The sequence below is a fragment of the Candidatus Accumulibacter meliphilus genome (assembly GCF_036625345.1).
Classification (GTDB): Bacteria; Pseudomonadota; Gammaproteobacteria; order Burkholderiales; family Rhodocyclaceae; genus Accumulibacter; species Accumulibacter meliphilus.
In genome coordinates this window covers 121,345-135,852 of record NZ_JAZKTZ010000010.1, presented here as the reverse complement: position 1 = coordinate 135,852, position 14,508 = coordinate 121,345, and the positions used below count along the sequence as shown (strand labels likewise).

Genomic DNA, 14,508 nt, shown 5'->3' with positions numbered 1-14,508 from the left:
GGCAAGATCTGCAAGACAAGCACAGAAGTAGCATAGCCGACAGCCAGCACAGCCCGCTCATCCTTGGCAGCTTTCAGGCCTCTCCAGGCGCGCCACATCCGCGCTCGATGCGATGTCCGAGATGCTCAAGCGACGCAACATGGTCGTCTTCTTCTCATGGTGAGCTTCCATCCGCATCAAGACACCGCGCAGGAAGTGAAGCGTTTGCATGATGTAGGGTCCCTTGTTGAGCATTACGCATTCAGCGCGAACCCCCATTGCCGCATCGGTGACTTCCGCACGCGACGGCGTGCCTCCCTTGGCCAGCGATTCGAGTATCTGCGTTGCCCAGATCACCGGGATATGCGCGGCCTCGCAAATCCAGAGAATCTCCTCCTGCACCTCCGACAGCCGTTCAAATCCGACCTCGACACCGAGATCGCCACGGGCCACCATGACCGCGGCTGATTGGTGGCGCATGACCGCCAGCAACAGGCTTGGCAAACGGCTGAAAGCCTTCTTCGTCTCGATCTTCAGCACGATGCCCAGATGGGAAGCATCGAGGCGATCAAGGGCGCCAATCAGATCTTCGATATCCTGCGGGCGCTGCACGAACGACAGGGCGACCATGTCGGCGTGGCGAGCAACGAAGGCAAGGTCTTCCCTGTCGACCGCGCCAAGCGCCGGCATGTCGATCTCGGTATCCGGCAGGTTGATTCCCTTCTCGGCACGCAGTTTGGCGACACCTCCTGCGGCATGGGTGATCGCGACGGCGAAGCGGTCAGGCAGCACTTTCCCGATCTTTCCGGCGATCTTGCCATCGTCGAAGAAGATTCGCTCTCCTTCACGAACGCTGACGAAGGCCTCGTCGAGCGAGCAGGCAATACGCGCGCGCTCAACAAGATTGCCAGCGTCATCGAATACAGCATTCCGTCCGAGCACCTCGCCTTTGACCACATCGAGCATGTCTCCTGGTTTCAGCAACACGGCTTGCGGCATGGGTGGCAAGACGCCGACCCGGGCTTTGCCAATCCGCTTCGTCTTTCGACGCAGCTTGAGGTGGGTGCCTTCGCTGACATACGCAGTGCGCACCCCCTGGCACAGACAGGCATCCGCGGAAACACCGATGACTTCGAGTCTCCGGGCACGCCCCCGTGCATCCTGCAGCTCGATGTAATCGCCTTCTCTGACCTTGCCCAGCAGGTCCCCTCGAAGCGGGACGCCGTCCCCTTCAGACGAGGCTTCACTGGCTTCCTTGACGAAGCGGACGAGCGCCGGCCCGATCGTCTGACCGAAGGCATTCCTCTGCGGCCGCCACTTGACGACGCCCTCGGTCGGCTCCACCGGGCCGGTTCGTAACTTGGGCCCGGCCAGGTCGCAACACACATTGCACGAACGCCCAAGCGCCTTTTCCGCACGCCGCAATTGCTCGACCATGCCTCCCCAGACCTCGGCACTGTCATGGGCACAATTGATGCGCATGATGTCCATGCCTTGTGCCAGCAGGTTGCTGATGAACGACGGGTCGGCAGCGGCTTCGCTGGGCATGGTGACCATGATCCGTGTCTTGCGATCGTCTGGCAGCGGCCCCAGGATCTCCTTCGCGTGCCTGGCCAGAACCTGATCGCCTTCCTGGAACAGGATCCTTGGCGCGACCTTGACGCGATCGGGAACAGGGTTCCTGCCGAGTCGGCGTAGCACATCCGCGACACTGTCGAGCGAGGCCATGACGTGCGCCTCCGTGCGGCCCAGAGAACTCAGACCCAGACGACCCAGTTCGCGCTGCAAAATACGGATATCGACTCGCCGCACGGCCAGGTAGTGCGCCAGGTTGCGCGCGCTCGCCCTGAATCCCGGCGACACGATACGCAAGCTCGCGTCCAGTTCGTCTTCAATGGCCATCGCGTCTTCGCGAAGCCGCTCGATGGCCAGCGCCACCCGCCGCACGAGGATGTCGCGCGATGACACGTCCCCTGTTTCTTCTTGCTCACTTGCCATGCAGGCTTTCCCCAATCGACTCGAAATGATGTGCCCAAAGGCGGGATTGTTGGCTAACAAGGTTGCGGTTGTATGACGCCAAACGACGAACGCTGGTCAGATCGATGCGCCAGTGATCATCGTCGAACTCATGCAGGAGCAACATGGCCGTAGCAACGAGAAATGGCTGACCTCGCCAAGCGGCGGTCGCTACAGCGCCCAAGCCTCAAGCTCCGGGAGGCACGACGCTCGGAATCGCGGGGGACGAAGGCGAGACTGACGCGGACGGAACCATTACGGATGGCTCGGGCAAGACACGTCTGATGCCTTCTGCATTCCGATTTCCGGGTCGAACGTTCCATCCAACCCTGCCGACAGTCCTCCGGCGACAGACCGTGGAATCGACGTTCAGCACAATTTCCTTCGCGGAACAGGTGCGATCACGACGTCACGCTGGCCTGACAACGGGGCTACGCTCGGCGAACGTCCAGTTCCCGCCTGATCGCCCGAATTTAGCGCTGACGGCCATTGCACCATGCGAGCTGAATTGGGTATGATCGCACGGATAAGTTTGTGCAGGCGTTTCTACCAAATCACTCCCACGGAGCCCAATTATGGCAAAAGCAGAAAAAGTAAAGAAATCGAAGAAATCGAAAGACGTTGCAGATACCGTACAAGCCGAAATGACGGCTGTCGTCACCCCGGATTTCGTCAAGATCAGCAAGGTTGTCGGGCGGCAGATCCTCGATTCACGGGGCAACCCGACCGTTGAAGTCGACATCACACTTGACAATGGCTATATGGCTCGTGCAGCCGTCCCGTCCGGTGCATCAACCGGTGAATTCGAAGCCTGCGAACTGCGCGACGGCGACAAGAAGATCTACCTTGGCAAAGGTGTCCTGAAAGCCGTTGCCGCGGTCAACGGCCCGCTCGCAAAACTGCTCAAGGGCAAGAACCCGCTTGATCAGCGCGCACTCGACGAGGCGATGATCGCCCTCGACGGCACGGCCAACAAGTCGAGCCTCGGCGCCAACGCCCTTCTCGGCGCTTCGATGGCCATCACCATGGCCGGCGCCAACGTCAGCGAGATGCCGCTCTGGAAGTACATTGGCAAGATTCACCGCAACCGTGATTTCTGCCTGCCGACGCCGATGGCCAACATCATCAATGGTGGCAAGCACGCCGACAACCTGATCGACTTCCAGGAATTCATGATCATGCCGGTCGGCGCACCGAGTTTCTCGGAAGGCCTGCGCTGGATCACCGAGATCTTCCACGCTCTGAAGAGCATCCTGAAGAAAGGCGGCCATGTCACCGCGGTCGGCGACGAAGGCGGCTTCGCGCCCAACCTGACCAACGACCAGTCGCTCGAAGTGATCATGGAAGCAATCGTTGCCGCCGGCTACAAGCCTGGCAAGCAGATCGGCATTGCGCTTGACTGTGCTTCTTCCGAGCTCTTCGACGAAGGTGACCGCAAGGGCTACAAGTTCTGGAAGTCGAACCCGGACAAGCTGTTCACTGACGACGAGATGATCCAGGTGTACAGCGACTGGTGCAAGAAGTACCCGATCGTGTCCATCGAAGACGGTCTTGACCAGAGCGACTGGGACGGCTACGTCAAGCTGACCAAGGAACTCGGCGAAACAGTGCAGATCGTCGGCGACGACTTCTTCGTCACCAATCCGGTTCGCCTCAAGCAAGGCATCGACATGAAGGCGGCGAACGCCATCCTGATCAAGGTCAACCAGATCGGTACCGTCACAGAGACGCTCGACGCCATCAAGATGGCGCAGAAGGCTGGCTACGGCGTAATCTCCTCGCACCGCTCGGGCGAGACCGAAGACGCCTTCATTGCCGACCTCGCCGTCGGCACTGGCGCCGGCCAGATCAAGACCGGTTCGCTGTCGCGTACCGACCGCATCTGCAAGTACAACCAGCTGCTAAGCCGGGTTTGCAGCCACAAAAAAAGGCATCGCCGATTTTGATTGCTTTGCTGCGCACGCCCGCCTGGCGCGGCAAGAGCAGTGACAGCAGGCCGGCAATCAGAACGAACGCCGAGGACGCCCACAGGCAGGCAACCAGCCCGTTGCTCGCTCCGCTTTGCAGCCCCCACTGATAGAGGGCCCCCGAAAGAACGGTGCCGGCCAGACGACCGGCAGCATTGGCCATGTAGTAGAAACCGACGCTCATCGCCACTTTGTCACTGTCGGTGTAGGCCAGAATAAGGTAAGAGTGAACCGCCGAGTTGAGCGCAAAGACGGCACCAAAGATGATCAGGCCGGCGACGACGACAAGCGTTGGCGCCACCCCGGCGCTCAAGGCCACGGCAATACCGGCGGGCAGCGCGGCGAGAACGAAGGCGAGGATCGTCGCCGTCCGCCCGTCGGGCTCGTGTTGCTCCTGAACACGGCTGCGCAACAGGCGCGGCGTCGCCGCCTGCACGATGCCGTAGCCGATGACCCACACCGCCAGGAAACCACCCGACTGCCAGAAGGTCCAGCCGAGCACGCTCGAAAGGAACACCGGCAGGCCAACGACGAACCACACGTCGCGAGCACCGAAGAGGAAGATGCGCGCCGCGGCGAGTTTGTTGACCGCGGCGTTGCGCGAGAACATCTGGCCGAATTTTGCTTTCCTGTCGGCCTGACCAAGACCACCGCGCATCAGGATGGCGGCCACGAGCAGCGTGACGCCCACCAGCACGACCAGCAGCTTGAGCGCCGTCTGGAAATCGAGCACCGTCAGCAACAGACCACCGACGAAGAAACCGACACCCTTCAAGGCGTTCTTCGAGCCGGTCAGGATCGCCACCCAGCGGTACAGGGTCGCCGACGAATCCTCGGGGACGATCAGCTTGACGGCGCTCTTCGAACTCATCTTGGTCATGTCCTTGGCGATCCCGCTCAAGGCCTGCGAAGCCATCACCCAGGCGACGACCAGCCACGACTGCGGCGCAAAGGCGAGCATCGACAGCGCGACGACTTGCGTACCGAGACCGATGAAAAGCGTCGTCTTGAGCCCGAAGCGGGCACCGATATAGCCGCCGAAGAGGTTGGTCAGGATGCCGAAGACTTCATAGAAAATGAACAGCGAAGCAACGGCCAGCGGCGTGTAGCCGAGATTGTAGAAGTAGAACAGGACCAGCATGCGCGTCGCGCCGTCGGTCACCGTATCCGCCCAGTAGGCGCCAGTCACCAGCACGTAGTTGCGCAGGCCGGCACGCGACGCCTCACTCCTGCTTGGCGATGGATTGTTCACTGCTCTCCTCCTGTCGGCTGCCGGCGGCTCGCCGTCGGCGTCCGACGGACGCCGACTCGCTCCCCTGCAGCGCTGCGAAAACCAAGCAAAAGCATCGACCTAGAGCGACCGCGCCAGCTTGCGCGCCAACTCGGCGTAGCGATTGGCATAGCCCCACTCGTTGTCATACCAGGCGTAAATCTTGAGCATCGTCTCGTTGACCACCAGAGTGTGGGCGGCATCGACGATCGACGAACGCGGATCGCCCAGATAGTCCATGGATACCAGTGGTCGCTCCTCGTAACCGAGGATTCCCTGCAGCGAACCCTCGGCAGCCGCCTTGAACAGGGCGTTGACCTCGGCGGCCGTGGTCGGCCGCTGCATTTCGAAGACGCAATCGGTCAGCGAAGCGTTGAGCAGGGGCACGCGCACCGCGTGGCCATCGAGTTTGCCCTGCAGCTCCGGAAAGATCAGCGCGATCGCCGTCGCCGAACCGGTCGTCGTCGGGATCAGCGACAGACTCGCCGAGCGTGCACGCCGCAAGTCCTTGTGCATCTGGTCGTGCACTACCTGCGTGTTGGTCGAGCTGTGAATGGTGGTGATCATTCCGCGCGTGATACCGATGGCCTCATGAACGACCTTGACCACCGGCGCCAGGCAGTTGGTGGTGCACGACGCGGCGGTGACGATCCGGTCGCGCGCCGGATCGTAGAGATGGTCATTGATCCCCATGACGATGTTCAGCACGCCGCCATCCTTGACCGGCGCGGCGACGACCACTTTCTTGACGCCGGCATCGAAATAGGGGTTTAGCAGCCCGACCGTGCGCCACTTGCCGCTGGCTTCGAGAACGATGTCCACGCCGGCATCGTGCCACGGACCGCCAGCGACGTCCTTGGCGCTGCTATAGCCGATCGACCGGCCATCGATCAGCATGCGGCCCTGGCTGACCGAAATGTCACGCCGCCAGCGGCCCTGCACCGAATCGAATTCAAGCAGGTGTGCGGCCGACTCGACCGGCCCATTCGCTTCGTTGATATGCACGAACTCGAGCTCCGGATAGTCCCAGGCCGCGCGCAGAGCCAGCCGGCCCATGCGACCGAAACCGTTTATGCCAACTTTGATCGTCATTTCTCGTTTCTCCAGGGGGTTGTGGATGCGGCTCGGACGGATCCCGCGAGCCGCCCTTTTGCACGCCACAAGCTACATCGGCGCGCTCGACGTTTTCATCCAGGGGGTTGTGGATGCGGCTCGGACGGATCCCGCGAGCCGCCCTTTTGCACGCCACAAGCTACATCGGCGCGCTCGACGTTTTCATATTGCTAGAATTCTCGAAATCTGTAAACCCTCAGCGCAGCGAGTTGCCAAAGCGAGTCTGCTCTGGCCGATGCTCCGGGCCAGGCCTGATGCGCGGGAAAACCACCTTCGCCGGCAAACACTTTGCGGCAGCGGCAATATTTCGGTATCGTTGGAAGCATGAACAATACCAATGCCGTCGCCGCGCTCGCCGCGCTGGCGCAGGACAGCCGCCTCGCCATCTTCCGACTGCTGGTCCAGAACGCCCCTGCCGGCCTGACCGTCGGGGTGATCGCCGAGCAGCTTGAATTGCCCGCACCGACGCTATCCTTCCATCTCAAGACGCTGGCGCACGCCGGCCTGGTCAGCACGCTTCAGGAAGGGCGTTTCGTCCGCTGCCGAGCCGAGATGGGCAGAATCGATGCGCTGATCGGCTTTCTCACCGACAATTGCTGCGACGGCAATCCGGAGATTTGCAAGCCAGCGGCGACACACGAATGAGCTTTTTCGAGCGCTGGCTGACCTTGTGGGTATTCCTGTGCATCGTCGCCGGGACGGCTGTCGGCGTTGCCGCTCCCGAACTGGCGCAGGCCTTCGCCCGCCTCGCCGTCGCGCAGGTCAACATCCCGGTCGGCTTGTTGATCTGGGTGATGATCATCCCGATGCTGATGAAGGTCGACTTCGCGGCACTGCACCAGGTCCGGCGCCAGAAGAGCGCTATCGGCATCACGCTGTTCGTAAACTGGGCCGTCAAGCCGTTCTCGATGGCACTGCTCGGCTGGATATTCATCCGCCACGTTTTCGCCCCGGCCCTTCCGGCAGCGCAAATCGACAGCTACATCGCCGGCCTGATCCTGCTTGGCGCAGCGCCGTGCACGGCGATGGTTTTCGTGTGGAGCAATCTGTGCCGTGGCGATGCCAATTTCACGCTCACACAGGTGGCGCTGAACGATCTGGTGATGGTCTTCGCCTTCGCGCCGATCGTCGCCCTGCTGCTTGGCGTTTCGGCAATTCCCGTGCCTTGGGAGACGCTGCTCCTGTCGGTGGTGACCTACATTGTGCTGCCACTGGCCATCGCCCAGTTCGTCCGCCAGCGTCTGCGCCGACATGGCGAGGAACTTTTCCAGCGCGCGCTGAGCCGCATCGGCCCGTTCTCGATCATCGCCCTGCTGGCCACGCTGGTGCTGCTTTTTGCCTTCCAGGGCCAGGCCATCAGCGAGCAGCCGCTGATCATCGCCATGCTTGCCGTGCCCATCCTCCTGCAGGGCTTGCTGATTGCCGCCCTTGGCTACTGGCTGAACCGGAAATTCTGCGTGGCGCATGCCGTTGCTGGCCCATCGACGATGATAGGAGCATCAAACTTCTTCGAGTTGGCGGTGGCCGTGGCAATCGCCCTCTACGGCTTCGATTCCGGTGCTGCGCTGGCCACCGTCGTCGGCGTCCTGATCGAGGTCCCGGTGATGCTCTGGCTGGTGCGTCTGGTGAACCGCAGCAAGCCCTGGTACGAGGCCGGCCTGGGCCCGCGCGCACCGCTTCGTGAATCGCACTGAGCAAGGAAACCAACGCCCGCAAGGCCGCGGCAGACGGTGCTTGACGAGTTGCTGTGCGAACGAGATACTTCTATTGAACCGGCCAACTTCACTGGTCGAGCTCCCCTCGCTTCTGAACCCTTTCCATCAACCGAATCTGGATAAGAACTCATGAATGCCAAAAACATTAAACCGGGTGTTGCTACCGGCGACCAATTGCAAGCGATCTTCGAACTGGCCAAGGAAAAGCAGTTCGCTCTCCCAGCGGTTAACGTCATCAACTCCAGCACCGTCAACGCGGTCATGGAAACCGCTGCCGAGCTGAACGCTCCGGCAATCATCCAGCTGTCCAATGGCGGCGCACAATTCTATGCCGGCAAGGGCCTCGACAATGCCGGTCAACGCGCCTGCGTCGCTGGCGGCGTCTCCGCCGCCACGCACGTCCATCAGCTTGCCGAGCTGTATGGCTGCACCGTCATCATGCACACCGACCACGCCGCCAAGAAACTGCTGCCCTGGATCGACGGTCTGCTCGACGCCGGCGAGCAGTACTTCAAGGTGCATGGCAAGCCACTCTACAGCTCGCACATGCTTGACCTCTCCGAAGAGCCGATCGGCGAAAACATCGACATCTGCACGCGTTACCTCGAGCGCATGAGCAAGATGGGGATGACTCTCGAAATCGAACTCGGTGTGACCGGCGGTGAAGAAGACGGCGTTGATAACACCAACGTCGACAGCTCCAAGCTGTACACCCAGCCCGAAGATGTCGCACTGGCTTACGAAGCGCTGTCCAAAGTCAGCGATCGCTTCACCATCGCGGCGGCCTTCGGCAACGTGCATGGCGTCTACAAGCCCGGCAACGTGAAACTGCAGCCGATCATCCTGAAGAACTCCCAGGAATTCGTACAGAAGAAATTCGGCACCAAGGCGCAGCCGGTCGACTTCGTCTTCCATGGTGGGTCGGGTTCGAGCCTGGAGGAAATCCGCGAGGCGATCGGCTACGGCGTCGTCAAGATGAACATCGATACCGACCTGCAGTGGGCGTTCTGGGACGGCGTGATGGGCTTCTACAAGAAGAACGAAGGCTATCTGCAAGGCCAGATCGGCAACCCCGAAGGCGACAGCAAGCCGAACAAGAAGTATTACGATCCGCGCGCCTGGCTGCGCAAGGGCGAAGACGCTTTCCGCGCCCGCCTGACGCAGGCCTTCAAGGATCTCAACAACATCGGTACCCTGGCGTAGTCAAGCGCTGACGGCACCGAAACGGGCTGGCCCAGGTTCTGGGCTGGCCCTTTTTTGTGTCGGACCAGGATCTTGCGAAGGCACGGCACATGCACTGCATGCACGCAGCGAGCGAGCCATTGCCGCGACGCCGGCGCAACTGCCTGAACAGTACAAGCCTGCCCGCCCTGCTCCGACACCACCACACTCTTGCCAACCGAGGACCGAACCATGAGCACCCTGGTAGAACAGCTAATCAATACAGAAGCGCACAAATCGCTTTTCGAATCCGCAGTGCGCCAACTCCCGCTTCCGGTCTGTGCCGCCTTCGGCTCGTCCGACAAGCCACAGCCGGTCAGCTTCAGCAGCACCGATCGTGTGCTGAGCACCAAAGACAGCGAAGCCGTCGCCAAGCAGTTTCCAAGAACCGTCGCCGCGTCGGGCAATGTCGTGCTCAGCTCCGCCGGCAGCAGAACCACCCACATCAAGGGCAAGCGCGTCGCCGTCCTCTTCTCGGGTGGCCCCGCCGCCGGTGGACACAACGTCGTCTGCGGCCTGAAGCGGGTACTCGGCTCGGGCAACACCTTGCTTGGCGTCAAGGCCGGACCGAAAGGCCTGCTCGAAGGCTCGCTGTTCGAAATCAGCGATGCCGACGTCGACTTCGTCCTCAACACCGGCGGCTTCAACTTTCTCGGTTCGGACCGTACCAAGATCAAGAGCGACGCCCAGTTCGCGCAGGTTCGCGAAACCTGCATCAAGCACAGTCTCGACGCCATCGTCGTCGTTGGCGGTGACGATTCGAACACCAACGCCGCCGTACTCGCCGAGTCGCTGTACCGTGGCGTCAAGGCGGACGGTTCCGGCGTTCAGGTGATCGGCGTACCGAAGACCATCGACGGCGACCTGCAACTGGGCGACCTGCTGGCGATCTCCTTTGGCTTCGATACCGCGACGCGGATCTACAGCGAAATGGTCGGCAACATCCTGCAGGACACCAGTTCCTCGTTGAAGTACTGGCACTTCGTCAAGCTCATGGGCCGCTCCGCCTCGCACGTGGCACTCGAAGTGGCGCTGCAGACCAAGCCAGCGATCGCCATCATTTCCGAGGAAGTGTCGGCCAGGAAGATGTCGCTGGCGAGCATCATCGACAGCATCGCCAAAGTCGTCGTCGAACGCTCGCACAAGGGCATGAATTACGGCGTACTGCTGGCTCCCGAAGGCCTGATCGAGTTCATCCCCGAGATGAACGCCATGATCGCCGAGCTCAACGACGTCCTGGCGCATGAGGCCGCGGCTTTCGCCGCTCTCGCCGACGACAGGAAAGCGGCTTTCGTGGAAAGCAAGCTCAGCGCCGACAACGGCAAGCTGCTGGCTTCCCTGCCGCACTACATCGTCGACATGCTGCTCGCCGAGCGCGATTCGCACGGCAACCTGCAGGTCTCGCTGATCCCCACCGAGCAGTTGCTGATCGACATGACCAAGGCGCGCGTCAAGGAACTCGACGGCAAAGTCCCGTTTGCCGCGCACAGCCACTTCCTGGGGTACGAAGGACGTTGCGGCGCGCCGACACTGTTCGACGCCGCCTACACCTACAACCTCGGCCTGACCGCCGGCTCCTTGATCCTCGACGGCCACAGCGGCTACATGGCGACGATTACCGGCCTGACCAGCGGCGGCGTGCCGCAGGCGATCCCGCTTGCCGGCCTGCTCAACATCGAGCGCCGCCACGGCCAGGATGAGTTCGTGATCGAGAAGGCGCTGGTCAAAATGGACTCGCCGGCCATGCAGTTCTTTACGTCCCGACGCGACGAGTGGGCCGCCAGTGACCTTTTCACGTCACCCGGTCCGCGCCAGTTCTGGGGCCCGACGACGCATCAGCAACCGATCAGCGTGGCCCTCAACTCGGGTTCCCATTCGCTGATGTTCAAGATCGGCTGATCGCGCGCTCGCCTGTGACAAGCTGGGGCCATCGGCTGACGATGGCCCCTTTTTCTTTTTCCCGCACGGCTTATCATGGCCAGTCGCCCCGTGGCCGGCGATTGATGCCGCGTAATGCCACACGACAGCAGATTCTCGCGTGCAAGCCCGGCGCGAAGCCGACAGTCTGGAAACACCTTCATTGGCGCGCAGCGGCCAGGGAGAAAGAATGCACGTAATCGTTCTTGGTGCCGGCGTCGTTGGCATCGCCAGCGCCTACTATCTGGCCCGTGACGGCCATCAAGTCACGCTCGTAGACCGCAACCGGGGTGCTGCCCTGGAAGCCAGTTACGCCAACGGCGGCCAGTTGAGCTATAGCTACGTGGCACCGCTGGCTGACCCAGGAGTGTGGCCGAAGCTTGTCCCCTGGCTGCTCTCCCCGACCTCCCCGGTCCGTTTTCGTCCCCGACTCGACCCTCAGCAATGGCGCTGGTGCCTGCAGTTTCTCGCTGCCTGTCGCGGCCGCTGCAGTGCGGAAACGACCCGCCACCTGTTGCGCCTCGGGCACGCCAGCCGTCGTCTGATGCACGAACTGCTCAGCCGCGAGCCGGGCCTCGACTGCGCCTACGCCAGTAGCGGCAAGCTGGTCGTGTACCGCGATGCGGCGGCCCTGGAGAGTGCGCGCCGCCAGGTCGAATTCCAGCGAGGCCTGGTTGCCGACAGCCACTACCGCCAGGAGGTGCTCGACAGCGCAAGCTGCATCAGTATCGAACCGGCCCTCGACGGCCTGCGCCGGCAAATCGTCGGCGGCGTGCACACGCCGAGCGAGGACAGCGCGGATTGCTATCGCTTCAGCATCGGCTTATTGGCCAGGATGCGTGCGGCCGGGCCGGAAAGCCGCTGCCTTTTTGACACCTCGATACAGGGTCTCAAAGTCAGCCAGGGCGACATCGTCGGCGTCGAAACCAGCGCCGGACTGCTGGAAGCCGACGCCTACCTCCTCGCCAGCGGCTGCGACAGCGCACGCCTGGCGCGTCCGCTGGGCCTGGCGCTGCCGATCTACCCACTCAAGGGCTACAGCCTGACGGCGCCGATCAGCGACCCGAACGCTGCGCCAACACTGAGCGTCACCGACTTCCAGCGCAAGATTGTCTATGCCCGCCTCGGCGGACAATTGCGCGTTGCCGGCATTGCCGATATCGGCGGCTACAGCCGCGCCATCGCGCCGCGGCGCCTGGCAACCCTGCTCGCCGAAGCACGTGCCGCTTTCCCTGCTGCGGCCAATTACGAGCAGCTGGACGGCTGGGCCGGCCTGCGGCCGGCGACGCCGAGCGGACGGCCGATCCTCGGCCACAGCCCGTACCGCAAGCTGTGGCTGAATGTCGGCCACGGCGCACTCGGCTTCACGCTGTCGCTGGCCAGCGGCCGTGCGCTCGCCGACCTGATCGGCGGCCAGTCGCCCTGCGTCTCACTCGACGGCTTCACCCTGGCCGGCAGGCTGGGCAAGGCAGGCGCAAGCGCGTGCTGAGTGCTTGCGCCCGGTCGGACTATTTACTCGGGTAGAGCATTCAGAAGGACCATCACCTTCAGCACTTCGCCCGGGTTGCCAAGCGGCCCGAACCACTTCTTGAGGACCGGGCCGATTTCGCCAGTGCGATACAACTGTGCCAGCGAGCGATCGACGGCCAGGCGCATGTCCGAATCGCGGCGCATCATCAGACCGTAGGGCTCGTAGGTAAACTGATTGTCACCGATGGAGTATTCCGTACCGCCGCCACCGAGCAGCGCAGTGGTGATCAATACCGTGCGATCCGCGGCATAGGCGCTTGCCTTCTTGCTCTTCAGGTCCGCCAAGGCTTCCTTGTGGTCCTTGACCTTGATCAACTGCAGTCCCAGCGTTTTGTCGGCGACGAGTAGGTCCATTGCTTTTTCGGTCGTCGTTCCGGCGACGACGACAATGCGCTGCCCCTTGACATCCTCTAGCGACTTCGGATTTCCATCGCGGAGAAAGAGCATGCTGGCGCCATCGATAAAAGTCATCAGGCTGAAGTCAAAGTTCGCGCGGCGTCCTATCGTCTGGGTCGTGTTGCCGCATTCGATATCGATATCGCCGTTCTTCACCGCGTCGAAGCGGCTTTCTGCACTTACCGCCACCCATTGCACTTTCAGATCCGGGATATTCAACTGCTTGGCAATGTCATCTGCCACGCGCAGGCAAAGATCGACGCTGTAGCCCATTGCCTTCTTGTCGTCGCCAACGAAGGAGAACGGTGGCGAGTTCTCCCGGTGGCCGAGCTTGATGGTCGACGTTTCCTTGATTCTGTCCAGAGTGGATTGATCAGCCGCTGCCGGGGTGGCAAGAAAACATGAAGCGGCGACAGCGCTAGCGACGAAAGTGCGAAATATCATTTTCAGTCCTTGGTTAGAAGCCCATTCGGGCCATTGAAAAACAACGACTTGGCAGATGCTTTGCCATTCGCAATCGCCTTTCGGCAGCGAACGGTCTGGCGTCATCGGTGACGACATTGACCATGAAAAAAATGCGGCCGGCCGTGTGGGGTGGGAGCGCATTCAGCCGGCGATGAATCCCTGTTTCTTCAATTCGCCATCAATGAGGCCCGTGACCGACTTGATCAGTTGCTCACGGGAATCCGGACTTACCGATTCGGTGGTCATCGTCCACAGCATCTTCCCGCCGGGGATTTCGTAAAGAATCGTCTCGATCATGTACTTCCTCTCCTGATAGGTATAGCCGGGAACGGTATATACCGAAGAGTAGGCAAAAGTGCCATAGCCGTAGAAAGAGCCGTATGGCCCAAGCATCGTCGGCGCCAGATAGGTCTGCGGCGGCATATAGACATTCTCTTTATCCACCGAGGCCAGGCGCGCCGTGAGCGCACCGTCGAAGCCTTCCTTCTGAAGACGCGCGGCGATCGCTTTCTCGTTCTGCTTGTTGATCTCCTTCGCATCCGGGAACAGCGTATAGCTCGGCACGCCCTGCGTTCCCTTGGGAAACGACGCCGCCAGATGATCCTCGGCCGTGCGCCGGGTGGCGTCCTCGCCCGCCGCGACGTAGACCAGAATCTTCTTGAGCGCCGCGCCCTGATAGCCCGGATCTCGCCACTCGGAGATCACCAAAGTCGACGAACAGGCGACAAGCAGAGCCGTGAGAATCCCGGCAAACAGGGTGCTGCGGAGCAGGCTGAAGCGCATGGCAGATTTCCAGATTGAGTGAATTGGGGAAAGAAGTATAGCCCAGGGTTTGTCATCCGGCGACCGGGTGGGGCAGTGAGCAGCCCTGACGCATGACCCAGCCGAATCAGGCTCATTTGCCGGTAACGCCCGCTTT

12 protein-coding genes are annotated in these 14,508 nt (G+C 61.7%); 6 read left to right on the top strand and 6 right to left on the bottom strand.

The window, feature by feature from the left end:
* Positions 1-57 precede the first annotated feature (57 nt).
* Together V5B40_RS19560 and V5B40_RS19555 are read right to left on the bottom strand one after the other, a co-directional pair.
* The gene (locus V5B40_RS19560) at positions 58-1,977 is read right to left on the bottom strand and encodes a pyruvate kinase (protein WP_332356069.1); all 1,920 of its coding nucleotides are present in this window, start codon (positions 1,975-1,977) and stop codon (positions 58-60) included.
* A complete protein-coding gene (locus V5B40_RS19555; RefSeq protein ID WP_332356068.1) occupies positions 1,967-2,122 on the bottom strand; it encodes a hypothetical protein in 156 nt (51 codons plus the stop codon). The genes V5B40_RS19560 and V5B40_RS19555 overlap by 11 nt, the downstream gene beginning before the upstream one ends.
* A 517-nt stretch (positions 2,123-2,639) precedes the next feature.
* On the opposite strand from V5B40_RS19555, the gene eno reads away from it, so the two are divergent.
* The gene (gene eno, locus V5B40_RS19550) at positions 2,640-3,941 is read left to right on the top strand and encodes a phosphopyruvate hydratase (protein ID WP_332356097.1); all 1,302 of its coding nucleotides are present in this window, start codon (positions 2,640-2,642) and stop codon (positions 3,939-3,941) included.
* Here the strand turns inward: eno and arsJ are convergent.
* Together arsJ and V5B40_RS19540 are read right to left on the bottom strand one after the other, a co-directional pair.
* Positions 3,844-5,214 (bottom strand): organoarsenical effux MFS transporter ArsJ, encoded by a 1,371-nt coding sequence (gene arsJ, locus V5B40_RS19545; protein WP_332356067.1) that lies wholly within the window; start codon positions 5,212-5,214, stop codon positions 3,844-3,846. The two genes, eno and arsJ, sit on opposite strands and share 98 nt — an antisense overlap.
* 99 nt (positions 5,215-5,313) lie before the next feature.
* The gene (locus V5B40_RS19540; protein WP_332356066.1) at positions 5,314-6,324 is read right to left on the bottom strand and encodes an ArsJ-associated glyceraldehyde-3-phosphate dehydrogenase; all 1,011 of its coding nucleotides are present in this window, start codon (positions 6,322-6,324) and stop codon (positions 5,314-5,316) included.
* A 345-nt stretch (positions 6,325-6,669) separates the two neighbouring features.
* Between V5B40_RS19540 and V5B40_RS19535 the strand changes: the two genes are divergently transcribed.
* The 5 genes from V5B40_RS19535 (at position 6,670) to V5B40_RS19515 (ending at position 12,687) form a co-directional block, all read left to right on the top strand.
* Positions 6,670-6,990: an ArsR/SmtB family transcription factor gene (locus tag V5B40_RS19535; protein ID WP_332356065.1), complete on the top strand. Its 321-nt coding sequence runs from the start codon at positions 6,670-6,672 to the stop codon at positions 6,988-6,990.
* Entirely contained in the window at positions 6,987-8,039 is a 1,053-nt protein-coding gene (gene arsB, locus V5B40_RS19530; protein WP_332356064.1) for an ACR3 family arsenite efflux transporter, read from the top strand. The genes V5B40_RS19535 and arsB overlap by 4 nt, the downstream gene beginning before the upstream one ends.
* A 150-nt stretch (positions 8,040-8,189) precedes the next feature.
* Complete coding sequence (fbaA, locus tag V5B40_RS19525) at positions 8,190-9,263, top strand: class II fructose-bisphosphate aldolase (protein WP_332356063.1); 1,074 nt, start codon at positions 8,190-8,192, stop codon at positions 9,261-9,263.
* Positions 9,264-9,473: 210 nt separating this feature from the next.
* A complete protein-coding gene (locus V5B40_RS19520) occupies positions 9,474-11,180 on the top strand; it encodes a diphosphate--fructose-6-phosphate 1-phosphotransferase (RefSeq protein ID WP_332356062.1) in 1,707 nt (568 codons plus the stop codon).
* 208 nt (positions 11,181-11,388) lie between these two features.
* Positions 11,389-12,687 (top strand): D-amino acid dehydrogenase, encoded by a 1,299-nt coding sequence (locus tag V5B40_RS19515; RefSeq protein ID WP_332356061.1) that lies wholly within the window; start codon positions 11,389-11,391, stop codon positions 12,685-12,687.
* A 23-nt stretch (positions 12,688-12,710) separates the two neighbouring features.
* Here the strand turns inward: V5B40_RS19515 and V5B40_RS19510 are convergent, their stop codons facing one another.
* The gene (locus V5B40_RS19510; protein ID WP_332356060.1) at positions 12,711-13,568 is read right to left on the bottom strand and encodes an amino acid ABC transporter substrate-binding protein; all 858 of its coding nucleotides are present in this window, start codon (positions 13,566-13,568) and stop codon (positions 12,711-12,713) included.
* Between the two features lie 162 nt (positions 13,569-13,730).
* The gene (locus tag V5B40_RS19505) at positions 13,731-14,372 is read right to left on the bottom strand and encodes a hypothetical protein (RefSeq protein ID WP_332356059.1); all 642 of its coding nucleotides are present in this window, start codon (positions 14,370-14,372) and stop codon (positions 13,731-13,733) included.
* Between the last annotated feature and the right edge of the window lie 136 nt (positions 14,373-14,508).